17 protein-coding genes are annotated in these 20574 nt (G+C 31.6%); 15 read left to right on the top strand and 2 right to left on the bottom strand.

Annotated features, from left to right (window positions below; all coding sequences use genetic code 11):
- Positions 1-105: 105 nt before the first annotated feature.
- Complete coding sequence (locus P0R33_RS23285; protein ID WP_276173480.1) at positions 106-240, bottom strand: hypothetical protein; 135 nt, start codon at positions 238-240, stop codon at positions 106-108.
- Between the two features lie 283 nt (positions 241-523).
- Between P0R33_RS23285 and P0R33_RS23280 the strand changes: the two genes are divergently transcribed.
- Both P0R33_RS23280 and P0R33_RS23275 read left to right on the top strand, forming a co-directional pair.
- Positions 524-1054 carry a sigma-70 family RNA polymerase sigma factor gene (locus tag P0R33_RS23280; RefSeq protein ID WP_229355940.1) on the top strand — a complete coding sequence of 177 codons (531 nt, stop codon included), beginning with the start codon at positions 524-526 and terminating at the stop codon, positions 1052-1054.
- A complete protein-coding gene (locus P0R33_RS23275) occupies positions 1054-1842 on the top strand; it encodes an anti-sigma factor (RefSeq protein WP_276173479.1) in 789 nt (262 codons plus the stop codon). The genes P0R33_RS23280 and P0R33_RS23275 overlap by 1 nt, the downstream gene beginning before the upstream one ends.
- A gap of 244 nt (positions 1843-2086) precedes the next feature.
- Here P0R33_RS23275 and ccsA read toward each other — a convergent pair whose 3' ends face one another.
- Positions 2087-5308: a cytochrome c biogenesis protein CcsA gene (gene ccsA / locus P0R33_RS23270; protein WP_276173478.1), complete on the bottom strand. Its 3222-nt coding sequence runs from the start codon at positions 5306-5308 to the stop codon at positions 2087-2089.
- A gap of 297 nt (positions 5309-5605) precedes the next feature.
- On the opposite strand from ccsA, the gene P0R33_RS23265 reads away from it, so the two are divergent.
- The 13 genes from P0R33_RS23265 (at position 5606) to P0R33_RS23205 (ending at position 20548) form a co-directional block, all read left to right on the top strand.
- Positions 5606-6367: a Rossmann-like and DUF2520 domain-containing protein gene (locus P0R33_RS23265; protein WP_276173477.1), complete on the top strand. Its 762-nt coding sequence runs from the start codon at positions 5606-5608 to the stop codon at positions 6365-6367.
- Positions 6351-6878 carry an HAD-IIIA family hydrolase gene (locus P0R33_RS23260; RefSeq protein WP_276173476.1) on the top strand — a complete coding sequence of 176 codons (528 nt, stop codon included), beginning with the start codon at positions 6351-6353 and terminating at the stop codon, positions 6876-6878. Before P0R33_RS23265 ends, P0R33_RS23260 begins: the two co-directional genes overlap by 17 nt.
- A 92-nt stretch (positions 6879-6970) precedes the next feature.
- A complete protein-coding gene (locus P0R33_RS23255; RefSeq protein WP_276173475.1) occupies positions 6971-7897 on the top strand; it encodes a geranylgeranylglycerol-phosphate geranylgeranyltransferase in 927 nt (308 codons plus the stop codon).
- Positions 7890-8474, top strand: a complete 585-nt coding sequence (locus tag P0R33_RS23250) for a Maf-like protein (protein ID WP_276173474.1) — start codon at positions 7890-7892, stop codon at positions 8472-8474. The genes P0R33_RS23255 and P0R33_RS23250 overlap by 8 nt, the downstream gene beginning before the upstream one ends.
- Before the next feature lie 10 nt (positions 8475-8484).
- The gene (locus tag P0R33_RS23245; protein ID WP_276173473.1) at positions 8485-9015 is read left to right on the top strand and encodes a mechanosensitive ion channel domain-containing protein; all 531 of its coding nucleotides are present in this window, start codon (positions 8485-8487) and stop codon (positions 9013-9015) included.
- 105 nt (positions 9016-9120) lie between these two features.
- A complete protein-coding gene (locus P0R33_RS23240; RefSeq protein ID WP_276173472.1) occupies positions 9121-10221 on the top strand; it encodes an AI-2E family transporter in 1101 nt (366 codons plus the stop codon).
- Between the two features lie 243 nt (positions 10222-10464).
- Positions 10465-12129 carry a hypothetical protein gene (locus P0R33_RS23235; protein ID WP_346429612.1) on the top strand — a complete coding sequence of 555 codons (1665 nt, stop codon included), beginning with the start codon at positions 10465-10467 and terminating at the stop codon, positions 12127-12129.
- Between the two features lie 180 nt (positions 12130-12309).
- Positions 12310-12822, top strand: coding sequence for a hypothetical protein (locus tag P0R33_RS23230; RefSeq protein ID WP_276173470.1), 513 nt, complete (start codon positions 12310-12312; stop codon positions 12820-12822).
- A 215-nt stretch (positions 12823-13037) separates the two neighbouring features.
- Positions 13038-14660: a hypothetical protein gene (locus P0R33_RS23225; RefSeq protein WP_276173469.1), complete on the top strand. Its 1623-nt coding sequence runs from the start codon at positions 13038-13040 to the stop codon at positions 14658-14660.
- A 179-nt stretch (positions 14661-14839) separates the two neighbouring features.
- Positions 14840-17371, top strand: coding sequence for a PIG-L family deacetylase (locus P0R33_RS23220; protein WP_276173468.1), 2532 nt, complete (start codon positions 14840-14842; stop codon positions 17369-17371).
- 114 nt (positions 17372-17485) lie between these two features.
- Positions 17486-19210 (top strand): sodium:solute symporter, encoded by a 1725-nt coding sequence (locus P0R33_RS23215; protein WP_276173467.1) that lies wholly within the window; start codon positions 17486-17488, stop codon positions 19208-19210.
- A gap of 4 nt (positions 19211-19214) precedes the next feature.
- On the top strand, positions 19215-19700 hold the full coding sequence (locus P0R33_RS23210; RefSeq protein ID WP_276173466.1) for a hypothetical protein: 486 nt from the start codon (positions 19215-19217) through the stop codon (positions 19698-19700).
- Positions 19701-19939: 239 nt separating this feature from the next.
- The gene (locus P0R33_RS23205) at positions 19940-20548 is read left to right on the top strand and encodes a hypothetical protein (protein WP_276173464.1); all 609 of its coding nucleotides are present in this window, start codon (positions 19940-19942) and stop codon (positions 20546-20548) included.
- Positions 20549-20574 lie beyond the last annotated feature (26 nt).

Genomic DNA, 20574 nt, shown 5'->3' with positions numbered 1-20574 from the left:
TTTAGAACGTACTATCTTTAATTATTGCTTATAGATTGAAATGAACAGCATAATAAAAGCAAGTAAAACGAATATTTTTAATAGATTCATCATTGAGTCCTTTTATTAATTCTTTATTTCAGTTTTCAAGCTATTCTTACTTTGAGAAATTGATTTAAAAAAATCATTTTTAGAAAAACTACTCCATGATAAAACTGCTGTTAATCCAACGATTAATATTTTAATTATTTTGCTATCCATAATTCCATTTTTAAGTTGGATCTTACAACAGTTTTATTATTTCGCAATTCCTCTTTTAATTTCTTTAAGATGTTTCTCACGTTTATAATTAGATTTACGTAATTGGATTGTTTTTGGTTTTAAAAAAAAGTAAAAAAATTCATCTTTTTTTTCAAAACCCTTGATTTTTCTAGGTTTAGGACTACAAAAAAAAATAAAAAAAAATAAAAAAAAATAATTTACCTTTATAACAGTTACCCAATAACATCTAGCTATTAATGTTTAAACTTAAAAATCCAAATCTATGAGTCAAGAAGAATTGTTAGTTTTAATCTACAAAAAAGACGAAAAAGCTTTTACACATTTATATGATATGTACTCTAAAAGTTTGTTTTCAGTCATTCATGTCTTAATTAAAAATCGAGAAGAAGCAGAAGATGTTCTGCAAGACGTTTTTGTCAAAATTTGGAAAAACATCGATTCTTATAACGAAAGTAAAGGACGATTTTACACTTGGATCCTTAATATTGCACGAAATACATCGATCGATAAACTTCGTTCTAAAAACTTTAATAACAGTCAAAAAAACCTTTCCTCAGATAATTTCGTAAATCTGTTAGATGAGAGCAATAAATTAACTCATAAAATTGATGCGATTGGAATTCAGGAATTCGTAAAGAAACTGAAACCAAAATGTATCGAGATAATTAATTTATTATTCTTTAAAGGATATACCCAGCAAGAAGCTTCAGAAGAATTGGCAATGCCACTGGGAACTATCAAAACTCAAAACAGAAACTGTATTAACGATTTACGTAATTATTTAAAAATATAATGGAAGCACAAGAATATATAGAATCAGGTATATTAGAGCTGTATGTTTACGGCCTATTAAGCGAAAAAGAAAATCTTGAAATTGCTGAACTGGCAAAAAACAATACTGATGTTGATCAGGAAATTATTTCGATAGAAAAAGCCATAATTGCTTTATCATCAAGCTTCTCTCCTTTCCACTCTGTAGAAAACTTTGAGAAGATAAAAGCTCGCTTAGAATTGAAGCACGGTAAAGTAGTCGACATGAAACCAGCTTCAAACTGGTCGCAATATGTGGGCTGGGCAGCTGCTGTTTTACTATTGTTAGGTTTAGGATATCAAACTATGGAACTGACAAAAACAAAAGAAGCTATTTCTACAGTTGGAAATGAAAAAAACAAAATCCAAAGAGATTATGCTTATTTAGGTCAGGAAAATAAAGAAATCAAGAAAAGCTTAACTATTGTAAGAGACATTAAAAATACTGGTGTAACTCTTGGTGGTCAAGCTGTATCTCCAAAATCTTTCGCAAAAGTTTATTGGAATCAAGAAACTAAAACAACTTATATTGATGCTGCAGGTTTACCAACACCTCCAAAAGGAATGGTTTACCAAGTTTGGTCTCTTAAGTTGAGTCCGGTTCTTACTCCAACAAGCATTGGTTTATTGGATAATTTTGAAGGAAATTCACAGAAAATTTTTGCTGTAAGCCAAACCGATTCTGCTGAAGCATTCGGAATCACATTGGAGCCAGCTGGAGGAAGTTTGACTCCTACAATGGAACAACTTTATACTTTAGGAAAAGTTTAAAAATTAATTTTGTATAAAATTTAAAAGAGCTGTTTTAACTATAACAGCTCTTTTTTTTTGCTAAGCTTCGAAGAAGCTAAATATTTATAGAAAGAAAAGATACACGGAATAAAGCGCCAGCGGAGCGACATATTTAAGGGCAATATTTCGGTCCGTTGAAGTTTTTTTCATTTGTCAAACCGCAAAAAAAGCTCAGCATTAAACTGAGCTTTTTTAATTCGAATCAATAATTAATTTTAGAGACTTATTTTTTTACTTTTTTGGTTTTATAGTATTTTCTATATTTTGGATAAGTAACAGCTCCAATTATAGAAATTGTAATTAAACAGTAATAAATCCAATTTAAAGAATGCGCTTCTCCGCTTGCATACGAGTGTAAACCAACTAAATGGAAATTTACGCCATAGTATGTAAACAAAATCGAAATAAAAGCATACATACTCATTAAGTTAAAGAACCATTTTCCTCTTAAAGCAGGAACAAAACGAGCGTGAATTACAAAACCATAAACCATAATCGATATTAAAGCCCAAGTTTCTTTTGGATCCCAACCCCAGTAACGTCCCCAGCTTTCATTTGCCCATTGTCCTCCAAGGAAGTTACCAATTGTCAACATAATAAGACCAATAGTTAAAGACATTTCGTTGATGTAACTAACCTCTTTTATGTGTAATTCCATTTTGGCTTTATTTTTCTCTGTTGTAAAGAAAATCAAAATCAATGCTACAAAACCTAAAATCATTCCTAATGCTGTTGGACCATAACTAGCAACAATAACCGCAACGTGAATCATTAACCAATAAGAATTAAGAACTGGCTGTAAGTTTGCAATTTCCGGATCAATCCAGTTCATATAAGCCGCCATTAAAATCATAGCGGTAACGAAAGCACCTGAAGCAACTGTTAATTTAGATTTTCTGTCAAAAGCCAATCCAAAGAACATTGTAGCCCAAGCCACATATACGATAGATTCGTAAGCATTACTCCAAGGAGCGTGGCCAGAAATATACCAACGTGCAATTAATCCTAATGTATGAAGCGCAAATAATAATCCGACCATAATATGGAAAGCATTTACGGTAATACGAAGCCATTTTTTCTCAAAGAAAATATTAAGAATCGTAAACATCAACATCAAGATTGATACGGTAATATACCAATAAGGCAATACTTTGAAAACATCATACTTATTGTAAGCAATTTCCGCATCGATTTTTTCTTCACTTGGTCTTACTTTTGCCCCAAATTTCTTTTGAAAACCATTGATACTTTCAACTAAATTATCTGCTGTATCAAAGTTTTTCGCAATAGAACCGTTATTTAAAGCACTAAAATATAAAGGCAGAATTTGTTTTACGTAAGTAGAATCCATTCCTTTAAAACCAGCACTTTCTCGTTCTAAGAAAGAAACCCATTTATGATTTGGATCATTCGGAACTGGAAATATTTTTAAAATGCTACCGCTTAAAGCAGATTCCATTAAGTTTACTTTTTTATCCGTTTCGATAAAATCTTTCTCAAAATTATTCGGATTTGCTACTTTATAAGCTGAATCTAAATATGGAGATAATTTATAATTTCCTTGTTCGTCAAAGAATTTTACAAACGGAGCATATTGATCTTTAGAATCAATTCCGATAATTTTACGAATACTATCATTTCCTGATTTAATATAAATCAATGGAATCTGAATCCAAACCTGAGCATACTGTGTCATAGACAAGAATACTTGATCCGAGTTCATTCCGTTATAAGTATCTTTATGGCTTACTTTACGGAGCAATTCAGAAGAAAACGTATTAATCGGTTTCATTCTTCCTCCTGCATCCTGAATAATCAAGCGGCCAAATTTTGCGGCATGAGATTCTGGCGCTTTATAAATAGTCAATAAAGAATCTAATTGTTTTTGGCTTGGCGGAGCAGTCACGTGATTTGCGTGATCATTTGGATCTGCAGAATGAGCGTGATCATGATCGTGATCGTGCGAATGAACATGAGGTGTTTGTTGCGCGAAACCATTCAAACCAATCAATAAAACTAAAATTGTAATTAGCTTTTCTTTCTTTTTTTGAACATTATCTAATTTCTTTTTCAAATCTCCAAAACGAGAATGTTTAGTAAACATAATTGCCATTAAACCAATATATAATAGAAAATATCCGAAGTAAGTAATATTTGTTCCCCAGAAATCATGGTTTACAGATAAAACTGTTCCTTTTTCGTCTGGATCGAATGAAGACTGGAAGAAACGATATCCTTTATGATCTAAAACGTGATTCATATAAATATCGGCATTAAATGTTTCTGTAGAATCTAGAACAGTTACTTTACTTTCAAAAGCAGAATAACTTTTTTCTGTACCTGGATATTTGGTCGCGATAAAATCATTCAATTTTACTTTGAAAGGCAAAACATAAGCTTTACTTCCATAAAATAAAGAATACTCAATGTTTCCTATTTTAACTGTTTTAGCTTCTCCAACTTGACCTTTAGATCCCATAAGCATTACTTCTTTTTCCTGCCCTTCAGCTTTTACTTTAACCACTAAGGCATCAGAATGAGATTTTGCTTTAAAATCATTATTGGATTCATAATCTACTTTTCCTTTCATTGGCGGATCTGGAAATACAATTCTTATATCGCCAATACTATACAAAGAACGCATCATTAATGGCTGTACATCATCTTTCGTGACTTTACCTTTAAGCTGATCTGCCATTCGCATAAACTCTCCTTCAAATGGAGTTTGAATAGTGTATTGTTCTCCTTTTGTATTAATATTAATAGCTCCGTCAGTCTGCTTATTTAAAGCAAATAAAACATTGTGAATGTTCTGAACTTCACCCTCTTTCAGGTAATGTTCTTCACGTCCGCCTGCTCCTGCTTCTACTAATTTTAAGTATAAAGTTCCGTTTGCATCTGGTTTTACAACTTCTTTTGCTCCCATAATGTAATTAGAATAGGTAACTTCAAAAGGAGTTTGATCGAATTTTCCGGAAACGGTAAAATCATTATTGGTTACTGGAGAAAGTAAAAGACTTTTTTCAAAAACTCTTCTTTTCATTTCACCTTTATATTCTCCATCAACAAAAATGGTTAGGAATGTTTTGTCTGAGTAAACTTGGTTTTCTGCCGAACCTTCGCGGATTGGCATCATTCCCTCATAACTTATATATCGTGTAATAAAAGCGCCTAAAAGGATAAAAACAAAGGCAAGATGCAGTAAAAGTGTCGCCCATTTTTCTTTTTTATGCAATTGATAACGTTTAATATTTCCGAAGAAATTAAGCATAAAGATGGCCATAATAGCTTCAAACCACCAAGTATTGTAAATTAGAATTCTAGCCGTATCGGTATTGTATTTACTTTCGATAAAAGTTCCAACACCCATTGCAATTGCGAATGTTAAAAAAAGAACGGCCATTAATCGTGTAGAAAACAAAAAAGAGAATATTTTTTTATCCATTTCTTAGGAATTACATTGTATAAAAGTGGCACAAAAGTACTTAAAAATGTTGATTTGCAGACTCGGAGTTTTGTTAATAAAAACCAAAATTAAGGCTTATTTTTCAAACAAATTGACAATAGAGAAAGTTTAAACCTACAAAAATAGAGCTTTTTTACGACGCTAGTTTTTTTGTCATGTGATAGTAATAATTCAAAATGAAAAAGATACAGCTCAATAACAATAAAAATTTCGAAAATCCCTTATCAATACTTTTCATACTTATTGCATTAAAAAAATAATACTAATTTTGCTTTTATGATTCAGATAACTATAATCGGTTCCGGCAATGTTGCCCAACATTTAATAAAGGCATTTCGCGACAGCAAAATTGTTGAAATTAAACAGGTTTTTTCTAGAAAGAGAGAAGCTGTGCATCATTTAGTTGAATTTGAAAAGATTGTAACCGATTTAAGCGAATTACAAACTGCTGACTTACATATTATTGCAGTTTCTGATAATGCAATTAATGAAGTTTCGGAGCAACTTCCGTTTAATAATCAGCTTGTTGTTCACACTTCAGGAACATCTTCTATAGAAATATTAAATGAAAAAAATCGACGTGGCGTTTTTTATCCGCTTCAAACATTTTCTAAAACTAAAGAAGTTGATTTTTCGATAATTCCGTTCTGTTTAGAAGCAGAAAATACAGCCGATTTCAAACTCTTAGAAACAGTTGCTAAAAGTATTTCTACGGCTGTTTATTTAATAAGTTCAGAACAGCGAAAAGCACTTCATGTGGCGGCAGTTTTTGTAAACAATTTTACAAATCATTTATACTATTTGGGACAAGAAATCTGCGAAGAAAACCAGTTGCCTTTTGCTATTTTAAAACCTCTAATTCAGGAAACTGCAGACAAAATAAATACGCTCGATCCTGTCGATGCCCAAACAGGACCAGCCAAACGTCATGATTCGAATACAACAGAGGCGCATTTGGCATTTTTACAAGACGAAAACAAAAAAAATATCTATAAAATTCTAACACAATCTATACAGCATAATGGCAAAAAGTTATAAAGAAATAATGAATGACATCACAACGTTTGTTTTTGATGTAGACGGCGTACTTACAGACGGTTCTGTTTTTGTAACCAACGAGGGTGAAATGTTAAGAACAATGAATATTCGAGATGGTTATGCAATAAAGGCAGCAATTGAAAGTGGTTACAATGTATGCATTATTTCTGGCGGAAGCAATGAAGGTGTTCGCATTCGTTTACGCAATCTAGGTGTCAACGATATTCATTTAGGAACTCCAGACAAAGTAAAAACGCTAAAAGAATTCGTTGAAACAAGCAATATTTCACACGAAAATTTGCTTTATATGGGAGATGATATTCCTGATTTTCATGTTATGAAATTGGTTGGACTTCCTACTTGCCCACAAGATGCTGTTCCAGAAATTAAAAATATCTGTCGCTATATATCACACGTAAAAGGCGGACGAGGCGCTGTTAGAGATGTTATCGAACAAGTAATGAAAGTGCAAGGAAAATGGATGGAGTATTTTAATGGGAAACACGACTAATTAATTATTAATGAATTAGCAAATTTGATAAAGTTTTCAGTTAGACAAAACCTTACTATCTTAGAATCTTAGCATCTCAGAACCTCAAAAAAATGAAATTCCTAAAACTTATTCGTTACCAAAATCTTTTGATGCTTGCTTTTATGCAGCTTCTTTTTCGTTATGCTTTTTTAAAACAGCAAAACATTCCGTTAGCATTATCTGATATACAGTATGGATTATTGGTGTTAAGCACCGTTTTATTAGCTGCTGCGGGTTATGCAATTAATAATATTTATGATGTTGCAACAGACAGCATCAATAAACCAAACGATGTCGTTGTTGGAAAAGGAATAAGTGAAACTGCCGCTTTTAACATTTACATAGCGCTAAATGTTTCGGGTGTTGCAATCGGTTTTTTATTGTCTAACATCATTCATAGACCAACTTTTGCCTCACTTTTTATTTTAATTGCCTCATTATTATATTTCTACGCTACATCTTTAAAACAGATTATGATTTTAGGAAATTTTGTAGTTGCTGCGCTTCTTGCAATAAGCGTATTAATTATAGGCGTTTTTGATCTTTTTCCAGCAACAACTTTAGAAAATCAAGCGCAAATGGCAAGTCTTTTTTCGATCTTGACCGACTATGCTTTGTTTGCTTTTATGATTAATTTTATTCGTGAAATTGTTAAAGATATTGAAGATGTAAATGGAGATTACAATCAAGGAATGAATACGTTACCAATTGCTATTGGAATTAACAGAGCAGCAAAAATAGCTTTAGGATTTGCAATTATTGCTTTTATTCTTTTAGCGCTTTACAGCAATACTTATTTCATGCAAAACAAGCTTTACATTGTAATATTTTATGCTTTTGTTACCGTTTTAGCACCTTTATTATATTTCATTGTAAAGATTTTCAGCGCCAAATCTCAAAAAGATTTTCATCATTTGAGTACTATTTTAAAACTTATTTTATTCTTCGGAATTCTATCAATTTTGGTTATCTCCTTAAATATCAAATACAATGCTTAAAGAAAAATTAAAAAAATATAAAATCATTTTAGCTTCAGGTTCGCCTAGAAGACAGCAGTTTTTTAAGGATTTAGATCTTGAATTTGAAATTCGGTTAAAAGACGTTGAAGAAATCTTTCCGCCCGAATTGAAAGCTGCCGAAATTACAGATTATTTGGCTGAACTTAAAGCAAAAGCATTTGAAGGCGAATTAAAAGAAAATGAAATTTTAGTAACAAGCGACACCATCGTTTGGCATCAAAACAAAGCATTAGGAAAACCAAAAAATGCCGAAGAAGCTTTCGAAATGATTAAGTCAATGTCAAATGCAACGCACGAGGTTATCACTTCTGTATGTTTTAAAACTACCGATTCTTCTACTCTTTTGCATGACATCACTAAAGTAACTTTTAACGATCTATCAGACGAAGCGATTTTATATTATATCGAAAACTACAAACCTTACGATAAAGCTGGTGCTTATGGGATTCAGGAATGGTTTGGTTTTATGGCAGTTGCAAAAGTTGAAGGCTCTTATACTAATGTTATGGGACTTCCGACAGCCAAAGTTTATGAATTTTTGACTACATTAGTGTAAAAATTTAAATATGTTTTCTTTTAAAGAGTATAGTCGCGAAATATTAGTAACCCTAATTCTTATTGTTGTATTAATTGTTCTTCGAGTAGTAATTGCTAATTTAATAAGACGTTTTGCTGCTACAAGTCAATTATTCGAGCATCGAACCAATTTGGTTATCAAATACATTAATATTTTGATGAACATCTTGGTAACAACAAGTTTAATCGTAATCTGGGGCGTTCAAACAGAGGATATTTTCTTCACAATCTCTTCTATCGCAACTGTTATAGGCGTGGCAATGTTTGCACAATGGTCTATTTTAAGCAATGTGACTTCTGGAATGATTTTATTTTTCTCTTTTCCTTTTAGAATTGGAGATACCATAAAAATTCACGATAAAGATTTCCCTATTGAAGCTGAAATTGAAGACATTAATACTTTTCATGTAAGTTTAAAAACAAAAGAAGGAGAAAAAATAATCTTTCCGAACAACCTTTTGCTTCAAAAAGGAATTTCTATAATCCCTGCCAAATACGAAGAAAGAGAATTTTTTGATTAAAATATAGAATGGGAATTTTATAAGTGCAGGCTAAAAAGCTAGAACATAAAAAGACAAATAAAGTGTAATATTTGTTTAATAAATCTAGCTAAACCTCATTAAAAAATGACTCGACCTATTACTTTACCTTTTTATGCAAAACTTGCCTTTATTCTTGTAACTTTAATTTGTTTTGCTTTTATTTTTTGTGTCGGAAAAGATATTTTAACTCCTGTTTTACTGGCATTTTTGTTTGCCGTATTATTGTTGCCTATTTTTACTTTTTTGAATACTAAATTAAAGTTTCCTAGACATCTTGCAGGAATTATATGTCTATTAATTTTTCTATCGGTTATAATCGGAATTTTGGTTTTTATATCTTATCAAGTAACGAATATGGCAAATGATTTCGAGACTATAAAAAAGAATGCCAACTCTTTTATAATTGATATTCATAAGTTTATTAGGGAGAATTTTCAGATTAGCATCGGAGATCAAAAGAAATATTTAGATAATATGACCAAAGATTCTGTAAAAACTGGTCAAGCTAAATTAGGCTCATTTATTATATCAATAAGTGATGTGCTTTTAGACAGCACTATAATAATCATTTATACATTTCTGTTTTTAATATATAAAGAACACTTTAAACTGTTTCTAGCAAAATTAGTTCGAAAAGAAAATCATCCTGTTTTAGTTGATATTCTTTCTCAGATTAAAGTTTCAATAAACAATTATATTGTTAGTTTGATTATCGAAATGATTGTAGTATCGGTTCTGACAAGTTTGGGATTATGGATTATCGGAATTAAATATTTTATTTTATTAGGTTTGATAACGGGAATTTTAAACTTAATTCCTTACATCGGAATTTTAGTTGCTGGAATTATTACTGTTTTGGCTTCATTAACCGGATCTGCTGAATTTTCTATGATATTAGGAATTCTTATCGTTAATATAATTGTTCAGTTTATAGACAATAATTTGTTGGTTCCTCTAATTATCAATTCGAAAGTAGAAATCAATGCATTTGTATCTATTATGGGAATTATTGTTGGAGGCGCGGCTGCTGGAATTGCCGGAATGTTTTTAGCAATTCCGCTCCTAGCAATCTTAAAAATCATATTTGACAGAATTGAATCTCTCGCTCCTTGGGGCTATTTGATGGGAAATCACGTACCTCGAAAATTTAGATGGCGAGCAAAAAAAGCTACAGCCGAAAATTAAACAAAGGGAATTTCAATAATCTCTTTATTATTTCTTACATTCATAACTAATATAACTATCTGCAGAATAATTATCCTAATGTCTTTAAACAAAAAAATATTGTTTCTTATTTTATTGTGCTTGTGTTTACAAGGAGGATATGCTCAGATAAGTAAGACCAAAAAAGATCCTGTAAAAAAAGACACTACTGAAATTTATAACCGAATTAGGAACTATTCTAAAAAAAATAAGTTTACGCAAACTATGCATAAGCTATTTTTTAGATCTAAAAAACCAAAGAAAAAAGAAGAATTACTTGTTCCGATAGATTCAACGCATTACGACGGAAAAATTATTCGTAAAATTAATATTATTACATTAGATCCTTTTGGATATTCAGTTGCAGATACAGCACAAATGCCTAAAAATTGGGGAGAAAGAACAGGAAATAGACTTCATTTAAAAACAAAAAAAATAGCCATTTATAATTTATTGCTTTTTAAAAGAAATACTCCTTACGATACGTACAAAATTCTGGAATCTGAGCGTTTAATTCGTGCGCAGCGTTACGTTACCGCTGTTCGTATTTCTAATCAAACTGTTGGTGCTGCGTCAGATTCTGTAGACGTTACCATTCGTGTATTGGATTCTTGGAGTACAATTCCGAGATTTTCAATTTCTAGCAATCAGGTTTCTATAGGTTTTAAAGAGAAAGATTTTTTTGGTTCAGGACAACAGCTTGAATACCGTTTTACCAACCGTTTTGATGATGGCAGAAATGCAAACGAAGCTACTTATACTGTTCCAAATATAAAAAACACTTTCATCGGTACCGTTCTGCATTATAGAATGGATTTGGATAACAATTATATTAAAAGTATTAATGTAGAACGAGATTTTTATTCACCTCTAACAAAATGGGCTGGCGGTGTTTATGTAGATGAATATTATAGAAGAGATACACTTCAGGCACCAGATCTTACATACGCCTTTCAGCCAGTAAAATATAAATCTCAGGATTTTTGGGCAGGACGAGCTTTTAAATTGTTTGAAGACACGCACGAAGCCATTACAAATCTAGTTGTGACTGGACGTTTTCTGAATAAAAATTTCACCGAAACTCCAACAGAACTTTACGATCCTGATAATTTTTATTCGGACGAAAAACTTATTTTAAGTGGTATTGGATTAAATACTAGAAAATTTATTCAGGATCGATATATTTTTAGAAATGGCCAAACCGAAGACGTTCCGATAGGAAGAGTTTATGGACTTACGTTTGGCTATCAATATAAAAACACTTTTTGGCGACCGTATGTTGGAGCACAATTTTCGTTTGGAAATTATTACCGTTTAGGTTTCTTAAGTATGAACTTTGAAGCAGGGACTTATTTTCATCAATCTAAAACCTATCAAACGGCATTTTTATTTGAATCAAATTACTTTACCAAATTATACAGTATTGGAAATTGGAAACTAAGACAATTCGTAAATCCGAAATTTGTTGTTGGAATAAATCGTGATGATGTTATGGGAGATCAGCTTAATATTAACGAACAAAATGGTTTAGCGGGCTTTAATACAGCTTTGTACGGAACCAGCAAAGCCGTTCTTTCACTTCAAACACAAACCTACTCTCCCCATTCTTTATTAGGTTTTCGTTTAAATCCGTTTTTTAATTACGCGATAGCCGTTTTAGGAAGTCCAGAAATCGCTATGACCAAAAGTAAGCCATATTCTAAAATTACTTTAGGTTTACTGGTAAGCAATGATTATTTGGTTTTCAGTTCTTTTCAGCTTTCAATTTCTTATTACCCGAGCATTCCGCAGCAAGGAGATAATGTATTTAAGACAAATACATTTGAAACTACAGATTATAGAATGCAAAGTTTTGAGTTAAATAAGCCTAGAGTTGTCAATTATCAGTAATTTTTTTTTCAAAATTTTCATCTTTAAATAAAACACTTAATATCAGAAAATTAAGCGTTAAACAAATCAAAAAATAATTCGACGAAATGCATTTTTTGCTCGACAAAATGCATAATTATTTTTTTTGGCACAGTATGTGAATATCCCTAAACAAGATTAACATTAAAAAATTAAAAAAAGATGAAAACGATAAAATTAGCAATCGCCGGATTATTTCTAATGGTTGCAAATGCCACGCAAGCCCAAGTATCGATTAACGTTAATATAGGTACTCCACCAGCTTGGGGACCAGCAGGATATTCTCAGATGGAATATTACTACTTGCCAGATATCGAAGCATATTATGATGTAAGAGCTTCGCAGTTTATTTATTTTGGAGGAGGAAAATGGGTTAGAACAACCTATTTACCAAGACAATACAGAAACTATGATTTGTATGGAGGTTATAAAGTTGTTTTAACTGACTATCACGGAAGAACGCCTTACACTTACTTTGATCGCCATAGAGTAAAATACTATAAAGGATATCATGGCGCACCACAAAGACCGTATAAACCAAGACCTGTTTACGGTTATAATGATCGTAGAGATTACAAACGTTATGATAAGCATGACAAGCATGATAAACATCGCGATAGACATGATGACCACCATCACCATGATGATCACGATCACGGTCGAGGAAGAAGATAATGCTAAATGTTAATTTTTAGCGATAGAGAGTATCAGAAACGATACTCTCTTTTTTTTTGCTTTTTTGGTTTTGAAGTTTTGTCAAAATATTGTAACTTCAATATAAATCACTGAACAACAATGGCTTCTATTGAGTTATTTTAAATATTAACCTTTGTTTAATGTGATTATGATATATATTTGCAGCAAATTTTTAAAACTCAAATCGAAATTTTATGAAAAAGAATGTTTATTTATTTTCATTTTTAGCAATGTCACTTTTAATAGGTTGTGACGATAATAATGATGGAAACGACAACCAATCGGTAAATAACATTACAATTAACTCAGATCAAACTGCCTTAAATCAGAGACTTGACCTAACTAATTCGGGTGTTATTTCAATCGAAAATGTTTCAGCAACCGGTAAATCTGCCGAAACAACTAACACAACTTTACCTTTAGTTCAAATTGCGGAAGTAAAACCGCCAGTTGATGCTAATGGAAGGACACTTCAGGCGAGCCACGTAACAGTAAATGGTAATTATGCTTACGTTTCTTATATTACAAGAGGTGATGTTTACTCTGGAGCCATCGATGTTATTGATGTTTCTGATCCTTACAAGCCTAAATTAGTTACTTCGGCTTTGATTCCAAATACCGATATTACTTCGCTTACTTATGTTAACGGAAATTTAATTATCGGTGCGGCAAAAGATGTAGATAAAGATTCTCAACTTGCAGGAAATCCAGCAATTGTTTTTAATATGACTTTAAATTCTGGATTACTTACCAATACTTTAACAACAAATTATTTAGAAAGCAGAGTAACAACAGATGTTGCTGCAAATACAACAAATTATTTTGCTGTTACAGGAGATAATGGAAGCTTATTTAAATTAAGCACTTCAACCAAAGCTGTGACAGGAAAAGTTGCTTTAGCAGATTTACGTTCTATAGCTTTAACAAGTGATAAAGTGGTAACTCTAAGCGGAACAAAAGGTGTAAATATTTACAATCAATCAACATTGGCTCTTCAAAAAAGCTTTGCTACTTCTACCGATATTAGTGGAGCTAAAAGAACAATGGATATTGATGGAACAAAACTTTTTGTTTCTGAAGGTCGCAATGGTCTAGGCATTTACGATATCAACAGCGGATCGAAATTACAAACTATTGCAATTCCTGTTGCTGGTGAAGATAATGTAACTAATGCTGTTTCTTTTAATGACGGTTATGCTTTTATCGCAAATGGAGCTTTAGGCTTAAATGTTTATCAATCTGCTACACAACTTAATTTACTTGGTTCAGTAGGAATTGCAGGTTCATCAAACTACGTAAAATCTAGCGGAAACTATATTTATGTTGCAAGTGGAACAGGTGGTTTGAAAATCATTAAACTTGAAAAACCAAATACTACATTTGCAAGCTGCGCGACTTATGGCTTATACAACCAAGGAAGTAATTTGATTTTAAATTCTAATGAAACTAAATCATATCAAGGTGCAACTGCTATCAATTCGGCTATTATAAATTCTGGTGCTGTTTTAACGCATTGCGGTTCAATTGCTGTTCTTGGTGATTTGACTTTAAATAGTAAAGGTACATTCAATATGAGAGGAAGTTTATCTCAAGGAAAATACCAGCAAACTAATCCAACGCAACTTATTATAAACAGTGAATCTGTTTTAAACGTAGAAGGATCGGTAGTAATCTGGGGAAATTTAACATTGAACAGTGGTGCTAAAATCAACTTTATCGGTAATAGTTCTACCATTACTATTTACGGAAAAGTAACAAAAGGATCTAACGTAACCATTACAGGAAACTACGTTGATACTGAAAATAAACTAAAATAAGAGATTTTATTCTCATTTTCAATTATAAAAAAAGCTGCCAGCATAAAAACTGGCAGCTTTTTTGTTGCTTATTGTGAAAATTAGAAATCAATAACAACCATTAACATTTCATTTAAATAGTCTTCCATAAAATAATTAGTATTTTTGAGGCACTTAAAAGAAAAACAATTAACCACAGCATGAGAAAAATACAGATTCAAATCTTTCTTTTATTTTTTATCAGTTTTCAAATTTCATTTGCGCAGCAGCCACAAAAACTAAATTCAGTTGAAATTTACAATCAAATCAAAAAATTAAACTTTTTAGGTTCGGTTTTATATGTTGCCGCACATCCAGATGACGAAAATACCCGAATGATTTCGTATTTGGCAAATGATATGAATGCCAGAACTGGTTATTTGTCTTTAACTCGTGGTGATGGTGGTCAGAACTTAATCGGACCGCAATTACGTGAATTATTAGGAGTTATAAGAACTCAAGAATTAATTGAAGCTCGAAAAATTGACGGAGGCGAACAATTTTTTTCAAGAGCAAATGATTTCGGTTTTTCGAAAAATCCTGATGAAACTTTAGACATTTGGGATAAAAATAAAGTTCTTGCCGACGTTGTTTGGACGATTAGAAAATTTCAGCCAGATATTATTATCAATAGATTCGATCATCGCTCTTCTGGAACTACGCACGGACATCATACTTCATCTGCAATGTTAAGTGTACAAAGTTTTAAATTGACAAACGATCCAAAAGTTTATCCTGAACAATTAAAATATGTTACGCCTTGGCAGGTAAAACGCCAATTTTTCAATCCATCTTGGTGGTTTTACGGAAGTCAGGAAAAATTTGATGCCGCAAATAAGTCTAAATTCACAAAGCTAGAAACTGGTGTTTATTATAACGGAATAGGAAAATCGAATCAAGAAATTGCTGCTCTAAGCAGAAGCCGTCATCAATCTCAAGGTTTTGGAAGCACTGGAGTTCGTGGTGAAGAAACAGAATATCTAGAATTAATTAACGGTGAAACTCCAAAAGAGCGAGATAATTTATTCGATGGAATTGATACAAGCTGGAACCGCGTTAAAAACGGAAAACCAATCGGTGATTTAATTTCGTCTATTATTTCAAAATACGATTTCAACAAACCTTCAGCAAGTATTCCAGATTTGGTAAAAGCTTATGCTATGATTGAAGCTCTAGAAGACGATCATTGGAAAAGCATTAAATCTAACGCAATAAAAAATATAATCGCATCTTGTTCTGGTTTATATCTTGAAGCTGTAGCAAACGAACAAGAAGCAACGCCAGGAAGCACACTTAAACTTTATCTTGAAGCTATTAACAGATGTAGTGTTGATATGCAATTAGTTAGCATAAAAACTTTACCTGATAATAAGACTATTTCTCAAAACATTCCTTTAAAAAATAATAATGATCAAAGAATAAATATTCAGCTTCAACTTCCTGAAAATATAGAATATACACAGCCATATTGGTTAAAAGAAAAAGCGACGGTTGGAATGTACACGGTTTCAAACCAAGAAAACATCGGAATTCCAGATATTATCAGAGAAACTAAAGTTGTTTTTAATATAAAAATCAACGATATAGAAATTCCGTTTGAACGCACTGTAGTTTACAAATACAACGATGGCGTAAAAGGTGAAATGTACAATTTTGTTGATATTGTTCCTGATGTTACAACTTCGATTCTAGAAAGAGTTTTGATTTTTAGAGATACAAAAAGTAAAATGATTCCGGTAAAAGTTCGCGCAGGAAAAGATAATGTAAAAGGAAATGTACATTTAGAATTACCAAAAAGCTGGACAGTTTCTCCCAAAGAAATTCCGTTTGATTTGGATAAAAAAGGCAATGAACAAATCTTTTATTTTGAAGTAACACCGCCAGTGAATCCTGAAGAAGTGATAGCGAAAAGTATTGCAACTGTTGATGGTAAACGTTTTGATAAAGATCAAACTATTATCGATTTTAATCATATAACTAAACAAATGGTTTTAAAATCGGCTGAATCAAAATGTATTAGAATTGACTTAAAAACTTCTGGAGATGCCATCGCATATATTATGGGTGCTGGAGATGAAGTCCCAGAAAGTTTAGCACAAATGGGATACAAGGTTTCTATTTTAAAACCAGAAGAAATTACACCAGAAAAGTTAGATTCTTTTAGTACCGTTATTACCGGAATTCGCGCGTACAATACCGTAAATGCTTTAGCTAACAAACAAAATATTTTATTCAATTTTGTAAAAGGCGGAAAAAATATGATTGTGCAATACAATACTAACGGAAAACTGGTAACAGATAAAATTGCTCCATATCCGCTAAAATTATCAAACGATCGTGTTACAGAAGAAAATGCAAAAATCACTTTTTTAGCACCAAATCACCCCGTTTTGAATACTCCGAACAAAATTTCTGAAAAAGATTTTCAAGGATGGACACAAGAACAAGGATTGTATTATCCAAATGAATATGATGCTGCCTTCACTCCTATTATATCTTCTCATGATAAAGGAGAATCTGCAAAAGATGGTGCATTATTAGTAGCTCCATATGGAAAAGGATATTACATTTACACTGGATTAAGTTTCTTTAGAGAATTACCAGAAGGTGTTTCTGGCGCTTATCGATTACTATCGAATATTATTTCTTTGAAACAGCCAATTGAAGCTCCTAAACAAGATTTAAAGCAATAAAATATGGAAACGAAAAAAACAAAAAAATGGAAAAAAAGTTATACTTACGTTTTAGTATTTAATGCAATTTACATTGCTATTTTCGTTTTAATCATGCAATTATACTCATAACCTATGCAGCTATTTGACTGGATCGTACTTATTGTAACATTATTATTTATCGTTGGTTATGGCTCGTGGAAAACCCGAGGCAGTAAAAACGTTGAAGATTTCATTTTAGGAAACAACGAAACGCCTTGGTATACTGTCGGTCTTTCTGTAATGGCGACACAAGCCAGCGCTATTACGTTTTTATCTACTCCAGGTCAAGCTTATCATGACGGAATGGGATTTGTACAATTTTATTTTGGATTGCCAATTGCCATGATTGTAATTTGTGTGACTTTTATTCCGCTTTATCATAAAAGTAAAGTTTTTACGGCTTACGAATTTTTAGAAAGGAGATTTGATGTAAAAACGCGTTCTCTAGCGGCAATTTTATTTTTGGTGCAGCGAGGTTTAGGAACCGGTTTAACTATTTATGCACCAGCTATTATTCTATCTGCGCTTTTAGGATGGAACTTAACTGTTATGAATATTATTATCGGAGTTTTAGTAATTATTTATACTTTTTCTGGAGGAACAAAAGCGGTAAACGTAACTCAGAAACAGCAGATGTTTGTAATTATGTCTGGAATGTTTATCACTTTTTTCTTGATTCTACACTATCTTCCAAACGATATGACTTTTAATAGCGCGCTTCACATTGCAGGTGCAAATGATAAAATGGATATTGTAAATTTTTCTTTTGATCCAGAAGAGAAATATACGATTTGGAGCGGTATTACTGGAGGTTTTTTCTTAGCTCTTGCGTATTTCGGAACAGATCAATCGCAAGTTGGGCGTTATTTATCTGGAAAATCAGTTCGCGAAAGTCAAATGGGATTGATAATGAATGGGCTTTTAAAAGTTCCGATGCAGTTTTTTATTCTTTTGACGGGAGTTATGGTTTTTGTGTTTTTTCAATTCAATCCTGTTCCTTTAAATTTCAATCCAAACAATAAAATTGCAATTGAAAAATCGGTTTATAAAGAAGAATATCACGCTTTAGAGCAAAAATTAGTAAAACTATCCGAAGATAAAAAAGTAATTAACTTGCTATATATTGATCAGTTAAATCAAGATTATGACAATCCTATTTTGCGTAAAGAATTGGTAGCTTTATCGAATAAAGAAAAAGATTTACGAGACAAAGCCAAAGAAATAATTTTAAAAGCAGACAGTAATACAGAAACCAACGACAAAGATTATGTATTCTTTCACTTTATCCTGCATTATTTACCAAAAGGTTTAATAGGATTATTGTTGGCCGTTATTCTTTCGGCAGCCATGTCTTCAACCGCTTCAGGATTAACCGCTTTGGCTTCTACAACAGCAATTGATATTTATAAACGAAATCAGAAAACACCAAAATCAGAAAAACATTTTTTAAATGTAACGAAGTTTTTTACTCTTTTCTGGGGAATTGTAGCGATACTTTTCGCTTGCGTTGGAACGTTGTTTGAAAATTTAATTCAGTTGGTAAATATTATTGGATCTATTTTCTACGGAACCGTTTTAGGGATTTTTCTTGTTGGTTTTTATTTGAAACGCGTTCAGGCAAAGCCAATGTTTATCAGTGCGATTATTAGCCAGTTAACGATTTTCGTTATTTATTATTTCATGATTTATACACAGGAAAAACTAGGCTATTTATGGCTTAATTTTATTGGTGCAATTTTGACAATTGTATTGGCGCTACTGATTCAGTTTTTATTCTTCAGAGGAAAATCTGATGAAAATGAATTAATTTTGGAATAAGCTGATGTCAAAAAAAATCTTCATCATCATATTTTTTTTAGTATTCTTTCAGGCTGAAAGTCAAAATACTGATGAATCAATGGTTGTAGACAATTCCATTTCCGCTCAATTATACACAAAGTGTTTTGATAATTTGAATGAAGGAAATGAATTATTCGAAAAATATCCGACATTCCAAAAAACGACATTTTGTTCGTTGTTAAGTTGTTCTTATCTATTGGCTTATAAAGAAACTGACATACAAAAGTTCGCAGAACAAATGTTAATCGGAATTACAACTCAACTATTTAAAGAAGGAAATCCCGTATATTTAATAAATGGTTTAGAAAGTTCAACTGAAGCTGTAAGGAGAAATGAAAATTTGAACGATGATAATCATATTGTTTATATCAGTTATGCAGAATGCACAAGCCCAATATATTTAAGAAATGCAGCAGAAATTGTAAACAAACAAACTCGATTTTTAATTAATCAATCTTCAACTAAATAAATCCTGATGCCCTAACCGTGATGGAAGCGGCATCCTTTTTGTTTTTTCTTTAAAAACAAAAAGATACAGCGGACAGCAGGAATAAGCTCCTAATAAAACATCATTATAAAAACTAAATTTCTGCAAATAGATTCTCTCTTAAAATTGTAAGTAAAAAACACTATTTTAGTAATCGTAAAACTGATCAAAAAAGTTTTACATCCAAAAACTAAACTAATTTTTAACTGGAGAAATTATAAATGAAAATTTCGGACGATTTAGAAAAACTACTTCCATTTGGCTACCTTTTCCTAATTTTAATGGGAATATTGAAAGACAGCATTTTTTATTACCAATTAGGTATTAATATTTTAAAATATTCTACAATAACAGATGTTTTAATGAGCCCTATTTCTGAATTTACTTCAAATCCGGTAATATTGGCGACAATTATTTCACTGTTTATAATTCATATTAATTTACCAACCTTTCTGGCAAAACATTATAAAAAACGTTACGTTCAGAAAATGTTTGAGTTGAAACCTACAACAGATTTAACAACAAAGGAAACCCAAAGTTATTACAATCTAATTGCAATAAAATCTCTTGCTGTAATTTTATTATCGTTTTTTCTTGGTTACGGAATGGCGGGAGGATATTTTATAAAAAAGGATATTGCGAAAAATGCTATAAAATATGATTCAAAACTTTATTTTAATGAAGATAAACCCGAACAGGTATTTTTAATCAACTCTAATAGTTTATATTACTTTTATTTAAAACAAGGAAGTGATGCAATTCAAATTGCACCTTTAGGAAGTGTCAAGAATATTGAAATACCTCAATCAAAAGGATTTTTTCACAGGTAGTTTTCTTTTAATTTTTAAAAATCATC

Origin of the sequence: Flavobacterium sp. YJ01 (genome assembly GCF_029320955.1) — a bacterium.
Lineage (GTDB): Bacteria > Bacteroidota > Bacteroidia > Flavobacteriales > Flavobacteriaceae > Flavobacterium.
Note: the sequence above shows the minus strand (reverse complement) of the source record. Positions and strands in the feature narration are given on the sequence as shown.